This window comes from Enterobacter sp. Tr-810 (genome assembly GCF_011752765.1).
In the GTDB taxonomy this organism is placed as follows: Bacteria; Pseudomonadota; Gammaproteobacteria; order Enterobacterales; family Enterobacteriaceae; genus Enterobacter; species Enterobacter soli.
In genome coordinates this window covers 1,048,728-1,066,642 of the sequence record NZ_VWWW01000001.1, presented here as the reverse complement: position 1 = coordinate 1,066,642, position 17,915 = coordinate 1,048,728, and the positions used below count along the sequence as shown (strand labels likewise).

Here is a 17,915-nt window from a genome sequence, read left to right as displayed (position 1 = left end):
CTTAACGCCGCTCTGCGGGCAGTTTGGCGGCTTTATTAACGTCGTACCACCAGTTATCGAATCCCAGTGAGTAAATGGGGCGTACGGCGGGCTGCGAGAATTTGTTCCATTGGGCCACGCGGTCTTCGCCCATATACCACATCGGCAGCATGTAATAATTCCAGGTTAACACCCTGTCGAGGGCACGCCCTAAAGGTAACAGTTTGGTCTTATCTCCCTGTGCCGCCACAATTTTGGCGATCAGCGCATCGATAGCCGGGCTTTTCACGCCGGGCGCGTTATAGGACGAATTGATGTAGCTGGAGGCCCACGAGATTTGCAGATCAGAGCTTGGCCACGGCTGGGCGGACCACAGACGCTGCATCATATCGTAATCGCGGCTGCGCATCCGGTTCGTTATCTGCGCATTATCGACCTGACGAATGTTCATGGTGATGCCAAGTCTGGCAAGATTCTGTTTAAACGGCAGCACCCACTGGTCATTTCCGCCCGAAGAGAGCAAAAGCTCAAAGCTCAGCGGTTTACCTGTTTGTGTATTGACTCGTTTCTGATCTTTCAGAACCCAACCTGCGTCATCCAGCAGTTTGCTGGCTTTCAGCAGGTTTTCGCGATCAAAGCCCTTGCCGTCGGATGTCGGTGGCTGAAACACGCTGGTAAACACCTCTGGCGGGATCTCCGCTTTCAGTGGCGCCAGCAAGGTGAGTTCATCAGCGTCCGGGTAATTGCGCGCCGCATATTCGGTATTCTGGAAATAGCTGTTAGCGCGGCTGTAGGCGCCGTAAAACAGCGCTTTGTTCATCCATTCGAAATCAAATGCCAGGGTAATAGCCTCGCGAACCCGGCGATCGGTAAATACAGGGCGCTGGATATTGAACGCCAGCCAGCGCGTATCTTGCGCAGACTCATTTTTGTGTTCGTCTTTGACGATATACCCGTTGGTGAAGTTTTTGCCGATATAGCGAGTGGCCCAGTTTTTGGCGCTGTTCTCCACGCGTAAATCGAAGGCGCCGGCTTTAAAGGCTTCGAACGCCACGTTGTCGTCGAGATAGTAATCATAGCGAAGGGTATCGAAGTTCCAGCGGCCACGGTTTACGGGAAGATTGGCAGCCCAATAGTCTTTGACGCGGGAATAGACCACATATTGCCCCATGCTCCAGTCCGTAATGCGATAAGGCCCGCCTGCCAGCGGTGGTGTGGATAAGGGGTCGCTGAGTTTGTGGTTTTTCCAGAAAGACTCTGGCATGACGGGCAGTGAGAACAGGCTGAGCATGTTCTCTTTATTCGGTTCACTCAGTTCGATGCGTACTGTCAGCGGGGCGATGGCCTTAACCGTTGCGCCTTTATACACCAGGCGGAACTGCGGAACACCTTCGGTCATAAACTTATGAAACGTGAAGGCCACATCGCTTGCCTGCACATGCGAGCCGTCATGAAAACGAGCCTGAGGGTTAATCGATATTTCCGCCCAGGAGAAGTTATCGGCGTAGCGGACGTTGTCTGCCACCAGCGGATAATAGCTGCCTGGCTCATCGTCAGACGTCACAAAGAGCGTGTCGTAAAGTGACTCCGTTCGCGCCGCCGCCACGCCACGTAATGCGAAACGGTTAAAGTTATCAAACGTCCCGGTCGCCGAGAGCGTCACTTTCCCGCCTTTTGGTGCCGCAGGATTGACGTAATCGAAGTGAGTAAAGTTAATGGCGTACTTAGGCTCACCCAGCACGGCAAAGGCGTAGTTTTCTTTGATGGTTTCCGACTGACCGGAAAAACTGACAAATGCCAGTAGCAGCAACACGGAGCGCATTAACATCTTGCGGCGGTTCCCTCTTTTATTCTGACTTATGCGCATCGGCGCACTTAGTTAAGCTGAATAATAAGTGACGCCGCCACCGTTGTGAAATTATTCACGGTCAGGATGCATGTCCGGCTGCCATTTTCTGAATTGCGCCAGCGGCATCGGACGGCTTATCCAGTAACCTTGCAGGAAATTAACGCCGTGTTCACGCAACCAGGCGGCTTGTTCGGGCGTTTCTACACCTTCTGCCACGGTGGACATATTCAGGCGCCTTGCGAGCGTCAAAACGGCGTCAAGCACCGGAGAGGTGACGGTTTCTGTACCAATCGCGTTCACAAAACCACGATCGATCTTGAGATAATCCATCGTGAAACGTTCCAGATAAATCAACGCGCTGTGGCCGGTGCCAAAATCGTCAATCGCAATTTCAAACCCTTCGTTGTGTAGCCATTCGAAGAGCTGATTGGCTTCACGCTGCTGAATCATATCGCGTTCGGTAATTTCCAGTACCGTCTGGAAATGATCCGGCGGTAGGGCGGCGTTGAACGTGCGCATATCCTCTTTAAAGCTGTCGGCGTGCAGGTGTCCTGGCGCGATGTTAATCCCCAGCTTAGCCCCCGGCGGCAGTACAGTTTGTAAAACCGGGGCATCCTGGATGATCAGATCAAACAGATGGAGCGTAAGCGGGACAATCAGTTTTTGCGCTTCGGCAAAATTGATAAAAGCATCGGGTGGGATCTCTCCCATCGTCGGGTGTTTCCAGCGCATCAGCACTTCAACGCCGCGCATTTTGAGCTCTTTAGCATCCACCACCGGCTGGTAGACCACATAAAACTGGCCACGCTTAATGGCGGTTAAAATTTCTTTACCCGGATTCAGGCGAATCGTCAGGATATAGTAACTGAGTGACCCGGCCGCGATACCGCACACCAGCCCAAAAAAGAGCGCAAACAGCAATTCATCCGTCGTCCACTGTTCGGCATATAAGTTAATGGTGAGAGGCACATCTTTCAGTGTGGCGGTGCGGGCGGGAATTTCATGGAGGTCGTGTGCATTGAGCAAAGAGCCAGACATTGTGGACAAGGCCTGATCGCCAATAATCACTGCAATACCTGCAAATTCGTCCTGGCGCGCCGTGTAAAGCAGATAAGGGGTAAGGTTGATATTGACGGAAGTAAAGACACCCCCGTTTTTCACCAATGGATTTCGATACCAGATAGCAATCGCCGGCTTATTGGGCAGCATAGGTGTGCCTGGCAGCAGGGCCATATCAATGGGTTTATCGATGTGAAGCTCGGGAATAAGTTCTTCCAGGGGGACGTTCATTGGCCCGGTTGCGGAGGAGCAGAAAGCCTTGTTATCCCTGACCAGCAAAAAGGCGCGGACGTTGATGCTAAAAGCGGCGCGGGAGGTTAACTCAGCGCTAACGTCATGGCAGTTATTCAGGGTGAGCGGCTGGAGTGTATCGATTGAGGTTTTTAGCTCATCGAAATAGGTTTCCATGTAAACGCTCAAATCCGTAATTAAGGTATCGAATTTGACTTCCCGCTTATGGTAGCTCCAGAAAAACTGCAATGTCCCCAGGAGCAGGGCAATGAATAAACCAGCCAAAATACTGACGGTGAGGATCTTGCGGTTACTGGACAGGTAGCGGGTGAACATAGACGTCGTTGTTCCTGGATTGCCGTGAGTGCCATCAGGACGGCCAAACTTACGTAATTACAAGACTATAGTCTGGTACAGCGTTAAGTGAATTACGAGTGACGGGCAAAAAAAAGCACTGCCGAAGCAGTGCTTTTTTTTATCGTGTTACCAGCCAAGGGATAACCGGCAACAAGACAGATTAACTGCGGGTCAGAACGCGTCGCGCTTCGTTGTAGCGCTTCTTCCAGTAAGGTTCATTCATACTGGAGATAGTCACACCACTGCTGGTGGAGGCATGTACAAACTGGTCGTTACCAATGTAGATGCCAACATGTCGACCCGTAGAGCCTGCACGGAACAGAACTAAATCACCTGTACGCAGTTTGGTACGAGAAATCGACTTGCCCATCTCCTGCTGTTCATAGGTTGAACGCGGAAGATCTAACCCAAACTGTTCACGGAAAGTACGCTGTACGAAACCGGAACAATCGATACCTGTTTTGGTGCTGCCGCCCAGACGATAACGCACGCCTTTCCAGCTAGCATACTGATCCATAATTCGGGACTTCACGTCCAGGTTACGAACCATATTCTCAAATTCATCCTGAGAGGCTTGCAGTGAAGAGGAATCTTCCATTCCCACAACACGCGTCTCAGGATGCATATTCTTCGCGGTGTTAGATGTACTACATGCTGAAAGCAGTACCGCAACTGCAATCGCCGGGATCCCCCGTAAGATATATCTCAAAATCGGTTGAGATTTGACCATTTTGTTTATTTTCCCTTGAAGTCCTTAACGATAAATATCGTTATAAAAATGCCAACCGTGACGAGACTAATTATCTGTTCACAATGAGACAATTCTTTCTGGTCAGATTTGTGGCACAACGCACAAAATTATTCACCCTGAAAATAATTGTCTCTATGGGGCAAAGCGAGTTCGAGATTAACCGATTGCCAGGGGCATTGCGAGCAAAAATAACCGTTTTTTTATAAGAAATTGTGATACAGAAAGTGAATAAACGGAATTGCTCAAAATGCCGCCAGTTTAGGTTAAAAACCGTGCAACGCATTCATTTATATCACGAATAGTATTACGAGATTATGACAAAAGCGGAAGGATAGGGGTGAGAATCCATCAGGGATCGAAAATGATCCCTGATGGATAACCTGAATTTAGGTTAATTACTTGTTCTGAACTTGTTGCATTCTACGGGGCAGATAGCGATCAAATAGCTTTATTATCCAGTCGCTCAAGGGGGTCATCAGGCACCACGGCAGCGCTATAAGCGCAACGGAAAGGGAGCCAACGGCAATATCAGTGAACCAGTGAGCGCCGATCATTACCCGTGGGAAGGCAAAAACCACAAAAATAATCAGGGCTACAGCGAACGCTTTTTGACCGAAATAACGAAGCATGATTGCGGAAAAAATAAGCAACATCATTCCATGATCGCCCGGGAAACTGTCTTTAGACGCATCTTTTGTCGGCACAGACAACAACTCGCTGACGCGATGAATATTGTTGAAAAAGAGCGTTGGGCTTGAGCGTTTCACGGGAATAATGTTGGACGCCAGCTGATTAATCACCACCGCCAGCAGTAACATCACCAGACCAATAATCAGAATACGGCGGCGCCCTGATTTATCTTCTTTCAGCCAGAACGAGAGCATCAGGCCGCCCATCGCTAACAGCGAACAGCCGTCGAAAGCGCGATTGTTGGTGAGGGCTACCAGCCACAGGAATGCCTGGCTCTTCACTAACTCTTCGTTAAAGAAGTGGAAGATCGCGGAGTCCAGCGGGAACCAGAAACCGTGATCCGCTGGCAGATACCAGGAGAAAAAGAGTGCCAGGCCGGCAACGTTAAGCAATAAAATCAGGGGAAATCGAGTCGTCATCACAATTCAGCTTACAGTTAAATCAGGGGCAACGTTAGCCGCCCGAACTTAAACGAAGCTTCAACAGGCTGGACTGCAAGGCGTTCCAGTCGGTGTTAACCGCACTAATTAACTCTATTCGGCTATCTGGTGGCGCGACATTTTGCGTTTCAATGAAGAAATCCTCTCCCTGACGGTTGATGCGAACCAGGCCATCCTGGGTACGCATGATCCCTTTCACGCGATCCACCGGGGCAAGTCTTGCCCATTCCAGGATCCCAATGGTGTCGAAAACCGTATCAGCATCGAAAATCCATCCGCAGGCCTGATGACCCTGGCCGCTGTTCAGGTTACGACGCCAGCGCTGATGTTCAGGCAGACTCAGTGCCGCCAGACCCTTTGTTGTGCTTTGGCTGTGGCTATGCGCTGCGCTGGCGGGCAGTTCAGTCTGATTCAGGCGAGGAAGGTCGAGCAGGGCGTTGTCAATTTTGCCCTGTGTGGAGTATACGCGCTGGCGCTCACCACCAAAATGCTGCCACCAGGTATCAAACGCCGCATGGCTATCTGCGGTTGCACGATCTTCTTTATTGGCGACGATAATATCGGCGCAGGCAAGCTGATCGCGGAAGTTTTCATTGTTAACGGCGCGCTCATCCAGCAACTGACGAGGATCAAGCAGGCACAGCGTGGCCCGCAGGTCGATCCACGGCTCGTACACAGGCGCGGTCAGTAAATCGAGAATTTGTTTTGGATGGCCGAGCCCGGTCGGTTCAATCAGCAGACGGTCTGGCTTGCCCTGGCGCAGCAGGGTGTTCAGCCCAACCTGCATCGGTAAACCATTCACACAACACATGCATCCACCGGGGATCTCTTTGATCAACGCGCCGCTGTCTGCCAGCAACGCACCATCAATACCGACCTCGCCAAATTCATTCACCAGAACGGCCCATTTTTCTGCCGGGTCTTTATTGGCCAGCAAATGCAGAATTGAGGTGGTTTTACCGCTGCCGAGAAAGCCGGTGATAAGGTTGCTTTTGGTCATGTGCGCTCCAGAAATCAGTGTGATGCTATGCACATCATCCTGACGAAAAAAGAGCGCAATGAGAAGGGGGAACGCGAACGGAGAACATTTCCGTTCGCGTTAAGCGCAATTATCGCTAAATATTTAACGTCTCGATAACAGCCTGGCGCGCGCCACGTTGCGCGATACGCTGATAGGCCTGGGTCACCGCGTCAACAAACAGCGGCGATTGCGGCAGATCCTGGCCGAAGATTTCATTCAGCGTCAGCAGGGCGTTGACGCGCTCATCATTGCTGCTGGCGTCGACAATTGCGCGGATCTTATCACTGAGCGGATCGCGCACATCAATAGCGTTGCCGCTGTCATCCACACCGCTGACATAACGGATCCAGCCCGCAACACCCAACGCCAGCAGTGGCCACGCGCTACCACGTTCCAGATGAACACGAATACCCTCCAGCATCCGCTGCGGCAGCTTCTGGCTACCGTCCATGGCGATTTGCCAGGTACGGTGCTGTAACGCCGGATTGGCAAAACGGTCAATCAGGCTATCGGCATACGCCGTGAGGTCAACGTCGGTGATACGTAGCGTAGGGGCCTGCTCGTCCAGCATCAGCCTGCGTGCAGCTGTGCGGAAGCTGGCGTCCTGCATACAGTCGCTGATATGCGCGTATCCGGCAAGATAACCCAGGTAGGCCAGGAAAGAGTGGCTGCCGTTCAGCATCCGCAGTTTCATCTGTTCCCAGGGTAAAACGTCCTGCACCATCTGTACGCCAGCCACTTCCCACTCCGGGCGCCCGGCGACAAAGTTATCTTCGACGACCCACTGAATAAAGGGCTCGCAGCTAATGGCACAAGGGTCTTCAACACCCAATTCTTGCGTGATTTCCGCAAGCGAAGCTTCCGTAGCGGCAGGGACAATTCTGTCGACCATCGTGCCCGGGAAACTGACATGCGCGCTAATCCACTCTGCAAGTTCGGCTGAGCGCTTCTGGGCCATCCCCAGTACTGCATTTTTCACTACATGGCCGTTGTCCGGGATGTTATCGCAGGAAAGCACTGTAAATGGCGGCAAGCCACGTTCGCGACGTCTGTGCAGAGCCTCCACCAGGATCCCGGGTGCGGAATGCGGTTCGCAAGGCGTTTCCAGATCGTGAATAATGCGGGCATTGTTCAGATCCAGTTTCCCGGTTGCCGGGTCAATGCAGTAGCCTTTCTCCGTGATGGTGAGTGAAACAATCGCCACCTGCGGTTCACAGAATTTCTCAATGATGGCGGTCAGGGAATCCAGCTTTGCATTCAGGCATTCATGGACGGCGCCGACAACGATCGGCTGATTTCCGTCGGCCCCTTTTTCCATCACGGTAAACAGGTGGTCTTGCGCGCGCAGCTGGCTCATCAGCACATCGCCGCTGAAGAGGCTTATCTCACAAATCCCCCAGTCGCCTCCTTTCGCATTCAGAACGCGATCGGTCAATAATGCCTGATGTGCGCGGTGAAAAGCACCAAACCCAAAGTGAACGATACGTGAGCGTAACTGCTGGCGATCGTAGCGGGGCTGCTGGACGTGGGCAGGAAGCGAGGCGGAGGCAATAGTCTTCATTAAGTACACACCTGATTAACCATTAATTAACAATGGCAGTGTAAAGTTATATGACAACAAATTAAATTGGTGAGCCGTAAATATCCCTGTTCTGTGAGTTTGATCAATCAATGTGGCGTGGTGTATTGACCCTTCTCATTAAACATGTATGGTAGTCGTCATTGCATTAACACATATTGGTATAATAACTTTAGAGGGTGAGGCAATGGAACAAACCTGGCGTTGGTACGGGCCGAACGATCCGGTTTCTCTTGATGATGTGCGTCAGGCTGGCGCAACGGGTGTCGTTACCGCACTGCATCATATCCCTAACGGCCAGGTCTGGCCGGTAGACGAAATCAAAAAGCGCCAGGCACTGCTGGCTGAAAAGGGCTTAACCTGGTCTGTTGTTGAAAGTATTCCTGTCCACGAAGATATCAAAACGCATTCAGGTGAATGTGAAACCTGGATTGCTAACTATCAGCAAAGCATCCGCAACCTGGCTGTCTGCGGTATTGACACGGTTTGCTATAACTTTATGCCGATTCTGGACTGGACGCGTACCGACCTGGAATACACCTTGCCGGACGGTTCAAAAGCGTTGCGCTTTGATCAGATTGCCTTCGCGGCATTTGAATTACATATTCTGAAGCGCGAAGGTGCGGCTGCGGATTACACCGCAGAAGAGCAGCAGCAGGCGCTGGCATGGTTTAACGCCGCAAGCGATGCTGATATCGAAAAACTGACCCGCAACATTATTGCTGGCCTACCGGGTGCCGAAGAAGGTTACACGCTGGATCAGTTCCGCGCCCGTCTGGCGGAGTATGGCAATATAGATAAGAACCAGTTGCGCGAAAACATGGCGCACTTCCTGCGTGCCATTGTGCCAGTAGCGGAAGAGGCGGGCGTGCGCCTGGCGGTTCACCCGGACGATCCTCCGCGTCCTATTCTCGGTTTGCCGCGTATTGTTTCCACCATTGAAGATATGCAGTGGCTGAAAGAGACGGTAAACAGCATCTACAACGGCTTTACCATGTGTACCGGTTCATACGGTGTGCGTGCGGATAACGACCTGGTGCGGATGATTGAAACCTTCGGCGATCGTATTCACTTCACCCACCTGCGTGCAACGTGCCGTGAAGACAACCCGAAAACTTTCCACGAAGCTGCGCACCTGGGCGGAGATGTGAACATGGTGGCGGTAGTGGACGCAATCCTGGCTGAAGAACAGCGCCGTAAACACGCGGGTGATTTACGTCCTATTCCGTTCCGTCCTGACCATGGTCATCAGATGCTGGACGACCTGCGCAAGAAAACCAACCCAGGTTATTCGGCAATTGGCCGACTGAAAGGGATGGCTGAAGTGCGTGGCGTTGAGCTGGCACTGAAGATGACGAAGTATCCGGAACTGCTGTAAGTTCTGTTGCCCGGTGGCGCTACGCTTACCGGGCCTACAAAAAAACCGGCCACAGAGCCGGTTTTTTTATTTGTGCTTTTGTAGGCCGGGTAAGGCGAAGCCGCCACCCGGCAAATGCCACAATTAATCAGCACGACCCATATAACGTTTTTCTTCGATATGGATACGGATCTTCTCGCCAGCGGACAGGTATTCAGGAACCTGTACGACCAGGCCGGTGGTCAGAGTGGCGGGTTTGTTACGTGCGCTTGCGGAAGCGCCTTTGATGCCTGGTGCCGTTTCAACGATTTCCAGGTCTACGGTCTGTGGCAGTTCAAGCGCCAGCAGCACGCCATCCCAGGTCAGAACCTGCATGTCCGGCATCCCACCTTCTGGAATGAACAGCAGCTCTTCTTCAATCTGATCTTTGGTGAAGATGTACGGGGTGTAGTCTTCTTTATCCATGAACACGTATTCGTTGCCGTCGATGTAAGAGAAATCAACGTAACGACGGGTCAGGGTCACGGTATCCACGATATCGTCACCTTTAAAGCGCTCTTCTACCTTCAGGCCGGTACGCACATCGGCGAAACGCATTTTGTACAGCGTTGCTGCTCCACGGGCGCTAGGTGCCTGAATATCGATATCTTTCACAATCAGCAGTTTGCCGTTGTAATTCAGTACCATACCTTTCTTAATTTCGTTCGCTCTTGGCATTGCAGTAATCCTGTTTACGGGAGGTAAAAAATATCGCGCCAAATTACTCGCGCGCGGCCTTTCAGGCAAGTGGATTTCGTGGCTTTTGCTATCAATACGCAAAAGGTGTTACTGTGCGCGCCACGCCCGATTGTGCGGGTATCCGTCCCTGAAAGAGAACATTTATGGATTGCCGTCCAGACTGTGGCGCATGTTGCACCGCACCGTCCATTTCAAGCCCCATTCCAGGGATGCCGGATGGCAAGCCTGCTAATACGCGCTGTATTCAGCTTTCTGAAAACAACCTGTGTATGATTTTTGGTTCACCCCTGCGCCCAAAAGTGTGTTCCGGGCTAATGCCTTCGGCTGAGATGTGCGGTAACACCCGCGTGCAGGCGATGACGTATCTTCTGGAGCTGGAATCGCTCACGGCGCCCTAAACATCCTTAATGCGCGTCAGGCAGCCAATCGTCAGCGTGCACATCACCAGCGCAATCCAGAACACCGTGTGATAGTTCCAGATTTCGGCAACGACACCGGCCATTGAACCGGCAATAATCCAGCCTACGCGAGTAGTATTGGTATAAAGGGTTGTTGCTGACCCTGCCTGACCTGGCATGAGATCCTGGAAGTAAAGCATCCCAATCCCGGCGAGGATCCCGATATAAATCGCGTTCAGCAGCTGTAAAGCAAGCAGCAACGCAGGCGTGTGAACGGTCAGCATTCCAATATAGAACAGCAACCCTGCCACTGCTGCTATGCGCATCAAAAAACGTTTCCCGAAGCGCTTTGCGTAATAACCCGCAATCAGCATGGTAGGGATTTCCAGACCAGCGGCTGTACCCATCATGATCCCGGCCAGTTTCTCTGGCAGATGCAGTTCATCAATAATAAACAGCGGCATATTGATGATGTAGAGACTGTTAGTGCCCCACATTAAGGTGCAGATAATAAAGAGCAACAGTGCATCGCGGCGATTACGGCGGGGGGCTTCCAGCGCACCGGTAGCCACTTTGGGCTCTTTACGCATCGAAGGCAGGAAAAACCACACCATCGCGCCACACACCACAAAGGCCACCGCCGCGCTCAGATACATCACTGTAAAACCAAAGCCCATCGCCAGTGCATAGGCCAGCGGCGGGCCAATCACCCAGGCCAGGGACACCTGTGCACGAAGAATCGAGCTGAACATGACGGCTTCACGCCCGGTGCGGTCGGCGTGCTCGCGGGCGAGGGCAAACATTTGCGGGTTAGCGGTAGAGCCGAAGCTGCTCAGGAACACACCCACGAAAAGCAAAATAAAGTAGTTACGGTTCCAGGCAAACAACACACAGGCAAAGACACCTAACAAACAGCAGAAGACGATAAGGCTTTTGCGGTCGCCTTTTCGATCCGAACGCCCAGCCAGAAACTGGCTGACCAGGATGCCGATGATGGCGCTTCCGGTAAAGAAGAAGCCGACCATCGCCGGGCGGGCATGGACTTCGTTAGTCAGAAACAAACTTAGCGTTGGTGTTTGTAACGCACCGGCGATCCCGGTGAGGAAGGCAACAATCAAAAACGCCGTTGACGTCAAATCAAAAGGCTTTGGTGAGGCGGCAGCGGGGGTGTTATGCATGTTTCTATATCAGTGATTGCATGAGAGACGCGGAGTGTACGCCGCTTGTCAGAAAATAAACAGATGGTGCGGTCAATTTCACCACAAAAAATCAAAATGGCATTTCAACTTACAGGTTCAGGCTGACCTTAGCTGAAACTGGATTGCTGAACGTCAGCAAGTTTCAGCTGAACGAAGAAGAAATGTGCTGCATCTCTAAATTCTGAAACGAGAAATGTAACTTTCCTTGCAACACCTTGCAGAAAGAGCAAGACTTCTTGAAACGTTTCAGCGCTATCTTGTTTTAACTGACGGAGCAGGTTAGCGCATTTTTTCTCATTTAAGCTGAAACGATTCAAGTTCAGCAGGAGAGGAGAACCATGTTCCAGTTATCTGTTCAGGATATTCACCCGGGCGCTCAGGCCGGGAATAAAGAAGAGGCCATTCGCCAGGTTGCCGCTGCACTCGTACAGGCAGGCAACGTTGCTGACGGCTACGTTAACGGGATGCTGGCGCGCGAGCAGCAGACCTCTACCTTCCTCGGCAATGGCATCGCCATTCCGCACGGCACAACCGACACCCGCGACCAGGTGCTGAAAACCGGTGTTCAGGTGTGTCAGTTCCCTCAGGGCGTGCTGTGGGGAGATGGCCAGGTGGCTTACGTGGCTATCGGCATCGCCGCCAGCAGCGACGAGCACTTAGGTTTGTTGCGTCAGCTGACGCACGTGCTGAGCGATGACTCTGTTGCAGAACAGCTGAAATCAGCAACCACGGCTGAAGAGCTGCGTGCATTGCTGATGGGTGAAAAACAGAGCGAAGCGCTGAAACTGGATAATGAAACGCTGACGCTGGATGTGGCTGCCACCGATCTGGTGACCTTGCAGGCACTGAACGCTGGCCGTCTTAAAGAGGCAGGCGCTGCTGACGCGGCATTTGTCGCGCACGTGATCAACGATAAACCGCTGAATCTGGGCCAGGGTATCTGGCTGAACGACAGTGCTGAAGGCAACCTGCGCAGCGCTATCGCCGTGAGCCGTGCCGCGAACGCCTTTGAGGTTGACGGCGACCGTGCCGCGATGCTGGTGACTGTTGCCATGACGGATGACCAGCCGGTTTCTGTGCTGAAGCGTCTGGGCGATCTGCTGCTGAACAACAAAGCTGAAAAACTGCTGAACGCCGATGCGGCGACCGTGCTGGCGCTGCTGACCAGCGACGATGCACTGACTGACGATGTGCTGAATGCTGAATTCGTGGTGCGTAACGAACACGGCCTGCACGCGCGTCCGGGCACTATGCTGGTAAATACCATCAAACAATTCGACAGTGAAATCACCGTAGCGAACCTTGATGGCACGGGTAAACCGGCCAATGGCCGTAGCCTGATGAAAGTGGTTGCTCTGGGTGTGAAAAAAGGCCACCGCCTGCGTTTCACCGCACAGGGTGCTGATGCTGAACAGGCATTGAAAGCGATTGGCGATGCCATCGCGGCCGGTCTTGGGGAGGGCGCATAATGAGCAGACGTGTTGCGACTATTACGCTGAACCCGGCTTACGACCTGGTGGGGTTTTGCCCGGAGATTGAGCGCGGCGAAGTAAACCTCGTGCGTACCACTGGCCTTCATGCAGCAGGCAAAGGGATTAACGTCGCGAAAGTGCTCAAGGATCTCGGTATCGATGTCACCGTGGGCGGATTCCTCGGTAAAGATAACCAGGATGGTTTCCAGCAGCTGTTCAGCGAGCTGGGCATTGCCAACCGTTTCCAGGTTGTGCAGGGACGTACCCGTATCAACGTCAAGCTGACGGAGAAAGACGGTGAAGTGACCGACCTGAACTTCTCCGGCTTCGAAGTAACCCCGGCTGACTGGGAGCGTTTTGTTACTGATTCCCTGACCTGGCTTGGTCAGTTCGACATGGTGTGCGTCAGCGGCAGCCTGCCGTCCGGCGTCAGCCCGGAAGCGTTCACCGACTGGATGACGCGTCTGCGTAGCCAGTGCCCGTGCATTATTTTCGACAGCAGCCGCGATGCGCTGGTTGCGGGTCTTAAAGCTGCGCCGTGGCTGGTTAAACCTAATCGCCGTGAACTGGAGATCTGGGCTGGCCGTAAGCTGCCAGAATTAAAAGATGTGATTGAAGCTGCACATGCGCTGCGCGAACAGGGTATCGCTCACGTGGTGATTTCTCTGGGTGCAGAAGGGGCGTTGTGGGTTAACGCGTCTGGCGAATGGATCGCCAAACCACCATCGGTTGAAGTTGTGAGTACCGTTGGTGCAGGGGATTCAATGGTTGGCGGCCTGATCTATGGTCTGCTGATGCGCGAATCCAGTGAACATACTTTACGTCTTGCCACCGCCGTTGCTGCCCTGGCCGTGAGTCAGAGCAATGTCGGTATTACCGATCGTACCCAGTTAGCCGCGATGATGGCGCGCGTTGACTTAAAACCTTTTAACTAACAGCAGGAGAGGAATAATGAAAACGCTGCTGATTATTGACTCCGGTCTTGGACAGGCTCGCGCCTATATGGCGAAGACCCTGCTGGGAGCGGCGGCAAGCAAAGCACATCTGGAGTTTATCGATAACCCGGGCGATGCCGAACTGGCGGTTGTTCTTGGCGATAAAATCCCGGCGGATAGCGCACTGAACGGCAAAAAAGTGTGGCTGGGCGATATCAATCGCGCGGTGGCACACCCGGAGCTGTTCCTGAGTGAAGCGAAAGGTCATGCATCTGTTTACAGCGCACCTGTTGCGGCTGCTCCGGTCGCCGCCTCTGGTCCAAAACGCGTTGTCGCAGTCACCGCGTGCCCGACAGGCGTTGCACATACCTTTATGGCTGCTGAAGCCATTGAAACCGAAGCCAAAAAACGCGGTTGGTGGGTAAAAGTTGAAACCCGCGGCTCCGTGGGTGCGGGCAATGCGATCACCCCGGAAGAAGTGGCCGAAGCCGATCTGGTAATTGTCGCGGCCGACATCGAAGTGGATCTGGCGAAGTTTGCCGGTAAGCCGATGTACCGTACCTCTACTGGCCTGGCGCTGAAAAAGACCGCTCAGGAGTTTGATAAAGCGCTGGTGGAAGCCAAACCTTATCAGGCGACCGGCGCAACGCAGAGTGCGACTGAAGGTAAGAAAGAGTCTGCGGGAGCCTACCGTCATCTGTTGACCGGTGTTTCCTACATGCTGCCGATGGTGGTGGCGGGCGGTCTGTGTATCGCGCTGTCGTTCGCGTTTGGTATTACCGCGTTTAAAGAAGAAGGCACTCTGGCGGCTGCACTGATGCAGATCGGCGGTGGTTCAGCCTTCGCGCTGATGGTTCCGGTTCTGGCAGGCTTTATCGCCTTCTCCATTGCGGACCGTCCGGGTCTGACGCCGGGTCTTATCGGCGGTATGTTGGCGGTGAGCACCGGTTCCGGCTTTATTGGCGGTATCATTGCGGGCTTCCTGGCCGGTTATGTTGCGAAGCTGATCAGCTCGAAACTGAAACTGCCGCAAAGTATGGAAGCGTTAAAACCTATCCTGATCATCCCGCTGATTTCCAGCCTGGTGGTGGGTCTGGCGATGATTTACCTGATTGGTAAACCGGTTGCTGGTATCCTGGCGGGTCTGACCCACTGGCTGCAAACCATGGGTACGGCGAACGCGGTTCTGCTGGGTGCTATCCTCGGCGGTATGATGTGTACCGACATGGGTGGGCCGGTGAACAAAGCGGCATACGCCTTTGGTGTGGGCCTGCTGAGTACGCAGACCTACGCCCCGATGGCGGCGATTATGGCTGCGGGTATGGTGCCTCCTCTGGCGCTGGGTCTGGCAACCATTATTGCGCGTCGTAAGTTCGATAAAGCGCAGCAGGAAGGTGGTAAAGCCGCACTGGTGCTGGGCCTGTGCTTCATCACTGAAGGTGCAATCCCGTTCGCTGCGCGTGATCCGATGCGTGTACTGCCATGCTGTATCGTCGGCGGTGCAGTGACCGGTGCCATCTCCATGGCGATTGGCGCGAAACTGATGGCACCACACGGTGGTCTGTTTGTTCTGCTGATCCCAGGTGCTATTACCCCGGTTCTGGGTTATCTGATGGCGATCATTGCCGGTACGCTGGTGGCTGGTGTGTCTTATGCAGTGCTGAAACGTCCAGAAGTGGAATCCGTGGCAAAAGTTGCCTGATCCCACTCAACTTCGCAAGGGCAGAGATTTCTCTGCCCTTTTTTTATGTCTTCGTTTTGTGCCTCACTTCTCAACTTTGTTTCCCTGCCTGAATTGTATCTATAAAAAAATGTGACTCTGTTCATATCTATTCGCTTTCGCACTTGCAGGCGGATTTACTTTGTCAAAAACCTGCATATTATAAACATATGTTCATATGTGAACACATGCTCTAAATCGTGGTGTCAGTTACGACCTTTATTCTTAACGAACTCATTGTTATGGCGTTTTATTGCCAGAGGATGTGCTATGCGTGGAAAGGAATACATCGTTACGATCGGTTCGGCAAATATGGATGTTGCCGGGTACTCACATGCTTCATTAAATTATGCAGATTCCAACCCCGGTAAAATAAAATTTACCCCTGGCGGCGTGGGGCGAAATATCGCACATAATCTGGCGTTGCTCGGGAAAAATTCCTGGCTTCTGACGGCAGTGGGTGATGATTTTTATGGGCAGTCATTGCTGGCTCAAACTAGGCAATATGGCGTGCATGTCGATAAATGTTTTCTGGTGCCAGGTGAAAATACCTCGTGCTATTTATCCTTGCTCGATAATACCGGCGAAATGCTGGTGGCAATTAATGATATGACGATATCAGAACAGATATCGGTCGCATTTTTAGAACAACATTTGGATTTTATTCGCAGTGCAGCGGCGATTATTGCGGACTGTAATATCAGTGAAGAAACCCTGGCATGGCTGCTGGAAAATTCAGGCGATGCGCCGGTCTTTGTTGACCCGGTATCTGCCTGGAAGTGCGTCAAAATTCGCGGGCGGCTTAACAAAATACACACCCTGAAGCCCAACCGTCTGGAGGCCGAAACCCTAAGCGGCATCACGCTTTCCGGCAGGGATGATGTGGCAAAAGTCGCCGCCTGGTTCCATGAAAACGGGTTAACGCGTCTGGTGCTGAGCATGGGCGGCGACGGCGTGTATTACAGCCATGCCAACGGTGAAAGCGGCTGGTCTTTACCGGTTAAAACGCAGGTGATTAATGTTACCGGTGCCGGGGATGCCATGATGGCAGGGCTGGTTTCCTGCTGGGTGGATGGAAGGCCTTTTATTGACTCCGTTCGATTTGCACAGGGTTGTTCATCCATGGCGCTGGCCTGCGAATATACCAATAACCCTGATTTGTCAGTTGAAAATGTTACATCCTTAGTGGAGAACGCAGAATGTCTGAATTAATGCTGAACGCTGAATTATTACAAATCTCACCCGAAGTGCAGGAAGCTATCCAGAATAAAAAGCCGATTGTCGCGCTGGAGTCGACTATTATTTCCCACGGAATGCCATTCCCACAGAATGCACAAACGGCAATTGAAGTTGAACAGACTATTCGTAATCACGGCGCAGTACCGGCAACTATCGCTATTATTAACGGCGTGATGAAAGTTGGCCTGAGCAAAGAAGAGATTGAATTATTAGGCCGTGAAGGGCATAGCGTGACAAAAGTCAGTCGTCGCGATTTACCTTTTGTAGTCGCCGCGAAAAAAAATGGCGCAACAACCGTGGCCTCAACCATGATTATTGCTGCCCTGGCCGGAATTAAAGTTTTTGCAACCGGTGGGATTGGTGGTGTGCACCGTGGTGCGGAACATACCTTTGATATTTCTGCCGATCTTCAGGAGCTGGCGCATACCAATGTCACGGTCGTCTGTGCCGGGGCAAAATCTATTCTCGACCTGGGATTAACGACCGAATATTTAGAAACCTTCGGCGTGCCGCTTATTGGCTATCAGACCAAATCTCTCCCGGCATTTTTCTGTCGTACCAGCCCGTTTGAGGTAAGCATTCGCCTGGACAGCGCCGAAGAAATTGCCCGTGCGATGGCGGTGAAATGGCAGGCCGGGCTGAAAGGCGGCCTGGTGGTGGCAAACCCGATCCCGGAGCAGTTTGCGATGGCGGAAGGGAAAATCAACGCGGCAATCGACCAGGCGGTGCGGGAAGCGCAAGAACAGGGCGTTGTGGGTAAAGACAGCACGCCGTTCCTGCTGGCGCGCGTGGCTGATCTAACCGGTGGTGACAGCCTGAAATCCAATATCCAACTGGTCTTCAATAACGCCGTACTGGCCTGCGAGATAGCGAAAGCGTATCAACGCCTCGCCTGATAAAA

At 52.6% G+C, this 17,915-nt stretch carries 15 protein-coding genes; 7 read left to right on the top strand and 8 right to left on the bottom strand.

Annotated features, from left to right (window positions below; genetic code table 11):
- Nucleotide 1: 1 nt before the first annotated feature.
- The 6 genes from F3J30_RS05015 to F3J30_RS04990 form a co-directional block, all read right to left on the bottom strand.
- Nucleotides 2-1,807, bottom strand: coding sequence for an extracellular solute-binding protein (locus tag F3J30_RS05015; protein WP_014071054.1), 1,806 nt, complete (start codon nucleotides 1,805-1,807; stop codon nucleotides 2-4).
- Nucleotides 1,808-1,897: 90 nt separating this feature from the next.
- Nucleotides 1,898-3,454 (bottom strand): cyclic di-GMP phosphodiesterase, encoded by a 1,557-nt coding sequence (locus tag F3J30_RS05010; RefSeq protein ID WP_166716333.1) that lies wholly within the window; start codon nucleotides 3,452-3,454, stop codon nucleotides 1,898-1,900.
- Between the two features lie 181 nt (nucleotides 3,455-3,635).
- Nucleotides 3,636-4,205, bottom strand: a complete 570-nt coding sequence (gene mepS, locus F3J30_RS05005; RefSeq protein WP_014071052.1) for a bifunctional murein DD-endopeptidase/murein LD-carboxypeptidase — start codon at nucleotides 4,203-4,205, stop codon at nucleotides 3,636-3,638.
- A 416-nt stretch (nucleotides 4,206-4,621) separates the two neighbouring features.
- The gene (locus F3J30_RS05000) at nucleotides 4,622-5,335 is read right to left on the bottom strand and encodes a phosphatase PAP2 family protein (protein ID WP_166716331.1); all 714 of its coding nucleotides are present in this window, start codon (nucleotides 5,333-5,335) and stop codon (nucleotides 4,622-4,624) included.
- Nucleotides 5,336-5,369: 34 nt separating this feature from the next.
- Complete coding sequence (locus tag F3J30_RS04995) at nucleotides 5,370-6,356, bottom strand: GTP-binding protein (protein ID WP_166716329.1); 987 nt, start codon at nucleotides 6,354-6,356, stop codon at nucleotides 5,370-5,372.
- A gap of 115 nt (nucleotides 6,357-6,471) precedes the next feature.
- The gene (locus F3J30_RS04990; RefSeq protein ID WP_166716326.1) at nucleotides 6,472-7,938 is read right to left on the bottom strand and encodes a fructuronate reductase; all 1,467 of its coding nucleotides are present in this window, start codon (nucleotides 7,936-7,938) and stop codon (nucleotides 6,472-6,474) included.
- Between the two features lie 205 nt (nucleotides 7,939-8,143).
- On the opposite strand from F3J30_RS04990, the gene uxuA reads away from it, so the two are divergent.
- Nucleotides 8,144-9,334 carry a mannonate dehydratase gene (gene uxuA, locus F3J30_RS04985; protein ID WP_166716324.1) on the top strand — a complete coding sequence of 397 codons (1,191 nt, stop codon included), beginning with the start codon at nucleotides 8,144-8,146 and terminating at the stop codon, nucleotides 9,332-9,334.
- Nucleotides 9,335-9,457: 123 nt separating this feature from the next.
- Here uxuA and yeiP read toward each other — a convergent pair whose 3' ends face one another.
- Nucleotides 9,458-10,030, bottom strand: coding sequence for an elongation factor P-like protein YeiP (gene yeiP, locus F3J30_RS04980; protein ID WP_008500940.1), 573 nt, complete (start codon nucleotides 10,028-10,030; stop codon nucleotides 9,458-9,460).
- Nucleotides 10,031-10,194: 164 nt separating this feature from the next.
- Here yeiP and F3J30_RS04975 point away from each other — a divergent pair, with 164 nt between their 5' ends.
- Nucleotides 10,195-10,449 carry a YkgJ family cysteine cluster protein gene (locus F3J30_RS04975; protein WP_166716322.1) on the top strand — a complete coding sequence of 85 codons (255 nt, stop codon included), beginning with the start codon at nucleotides 10,195-10,197 and terminating at the stop codon, nucleotides 10,447-10,449.
- Here F3J30_RS04975 and setB read toward each other — a convergent pair.
- On the bottom strand, nucleotides 10,446-11,627 hold the full coding sequence (gene setB, locus F3J30_RS04970) for a sugar efflux transporter SetB (RefSeq protein ID WP_014071046.1): 1,182 nt from the start codon (nucleotides 11,625-11,627) through the stop codon (nucleotides 10,446-10,448). The two genes, F3J30_RS04975 and setB, sit on opposite strands and share 4 nt — an antisense overlap.
- Nucleotides 11,628-11,986: 359 nt before the next feature.
- On the opposite strand from setB, the gene fruB reads away from it, so the two are divergent.
- From fruB to F3J30_RS04945, 5 genes are all read left to right on the top strand, one after another.
- A complete protein-coding gene (gene fruB / locus F3J30_RS04965; RefSeq protein ID WP_166716319.1) occupies nucleotides 11,987-13,117 on the top strand; it encodes a fused PTS fructose transporter subunit IIA/HPr protein in 1,131 nt (376 codons plus the stop codon).
- The gene (gene fruK, locus F3J30_RS04960) at nucleotides 13,117-14,055 is read left to right on the top strand and encodes a 1-phosphofructokinase (protein ID WP_166716317.1); all 939 of its coding nucleotides are present in this window, start codon (nucleotides 13,117-13,119) and stop codon (nucleotides 14,053-14,055) included. The genes fruB and fruK overlap by 1 nt, the downstream gene beginning before the upstream one ends.
- 16 nt (nucleotides 14,056-14,071) lie before the next feature.
- Entirely contained in the window at nucleotides 14,072-15,757 is a 1,686-nt protein-coding gene (gene fruA / locus F3J30_RS04955; protein WP_166716315.1) for a PTS fructose transporter subunit IIBC, read from the top strand.
- Between the two features lie 288 nt (nucleotides 15,758-16,045).
- A complete protein-coding gene (locus tag F3J30_RS04950) occupies nucleotides 16,046-16,987 on the top strand; it encodes a pseudouridine kinase (protein WP_166716696.1) in 942 nt (313 codons plus the stop codon).
- Nucleotides 16,975-17,910 carry a pseudouridine-5'-phosphate glycosidase gene (locus F3J30_RS04945; RefSeq protein ID WP_014071041.1) on the top strand — a complete coding sequence of 312 codons (936 nt, stop codon included), beginning with the start codon at nucleotides 16,975-16,977 and terminating at the stop codon, nucleotides 17,908-17,910. The genes F3J30_RS04950 and F3J30_RS04945 overlap by 13 nt, the downstream gene beginning before the upstream one ends.
- Nucleotides 17,911-17,915 lie beyond the last annotated feature (5 nt).

What these genes read in the sequence shown, in the direction of transcription:
- F3J30_RS05015 (WP_014071054.1), bottom strand. Translation starts at nt 1,807, where the DNA reads ATGTTAATGCGCTCCGTGTTGCTGCTACTGGCATTTGTCAGTTTTTCC.
- F3J30_RS05010 (WP_166716333.1), bottom strand. Translation starts at nt 3,454, where the DNA reads ATGTTCACCCGCTACCTGTCCAGTAACCGCAAGATCCTCACCGTCAGT.
- mepS (WP_014071052.1), bottom strand. Translation starts at nt 4,205, where the DNA reads ATGGTCAAATCTCAACCGATTTTGAGATATATCTTACGGGGGATCCCG.
- F3J30_RS05000 (WP_166716331.1), bottom strand. Translation starts at nt 5,335, where the DNA reads ATGACGACTCGATTTCCCCTGATTTTATTGCTTAACGTTGCCGGCCTG.
- F3J30_RS04995 (WP_166716329.1), bottom strand. Translation starts at nt 6,356, where the DNA reads ATGACCAAAAGCAACCTTATCACCGGCTTTCTCGGCAGCGGTAAAACC.
- F3J30_RS04990 (WP_166716326.1), bottom strand. Translation starts at nt 7,938, where the DNA reads ATGAAGACTATTGCCTCCGCCTCGCTTCCTGCCCACGTCCAGCAGCCC.
- uxuA (WP_166716324.1), top strand. Translation starts at nt 8,144, where the DNA reads ATGGAACAAACCTGGCGTTGGTACGGGCCGAACGATCCGGTTTCTCTT.
- yeiP (WP_008500940.1), bottom strand. Translation starts at nt 10,030, where the DNA reads ATGCCAAGAGCGAACGAAATTAAGAAAGGTATGGTACTGAATTACAAC.
- F3J30_RS04975 (WP_166716322.1), top strand. Translation starts at nt 10,195, where the DNA reads ATGGATTGCCGTCCAGACTGTGGCGCATGTTGCACCGCACCGTCCATT.
- setB (WP_014071046.1), bottom strand. Translation starts at nt 11,627, where the DNA reads ATGCATAACACCCCCGCTGCCGCCTCACCAAAGCCTTTTGATTTGACG.
- fruB (WP_166716319.1), top strand. Translation starts at nt 11,987, where the DNA reads ATGTTCCAGTTATCTGTTCAGGATATTCACCCGGGCGCTCAGGCCGGG.
- fruK (WP_166716317.1), top strand. Translation starts at nt 13,117, where the DNA reads ATGAGCAGACGTGTTGCGACTATTACGCTGAACCCGGCTTACGACCTG.
- fruA (WP_166716315.1), top strand. Translation starts at nt 14,072, where the DNA reads ATGAAAACGCTGCTGATTATTGACTCCGGTCTTGGACAGGCTCGCGCC.
- F3J30_RS04950 (WP_166716696.1), top strand. Translation starts at nt 16,046, where the DNA reads ATGCGTGGAAAGGAATACATCGTTACGATCGGTTCGGCAAATATGGAT.
- F3J30_RS04945 (WP_014071041.1), top strand. Translation starts at nt 16,975, where the DNA reads ATGTCTGAATTAATGCTGAACGCTGAATTATTACAAATCTCACCCGAA.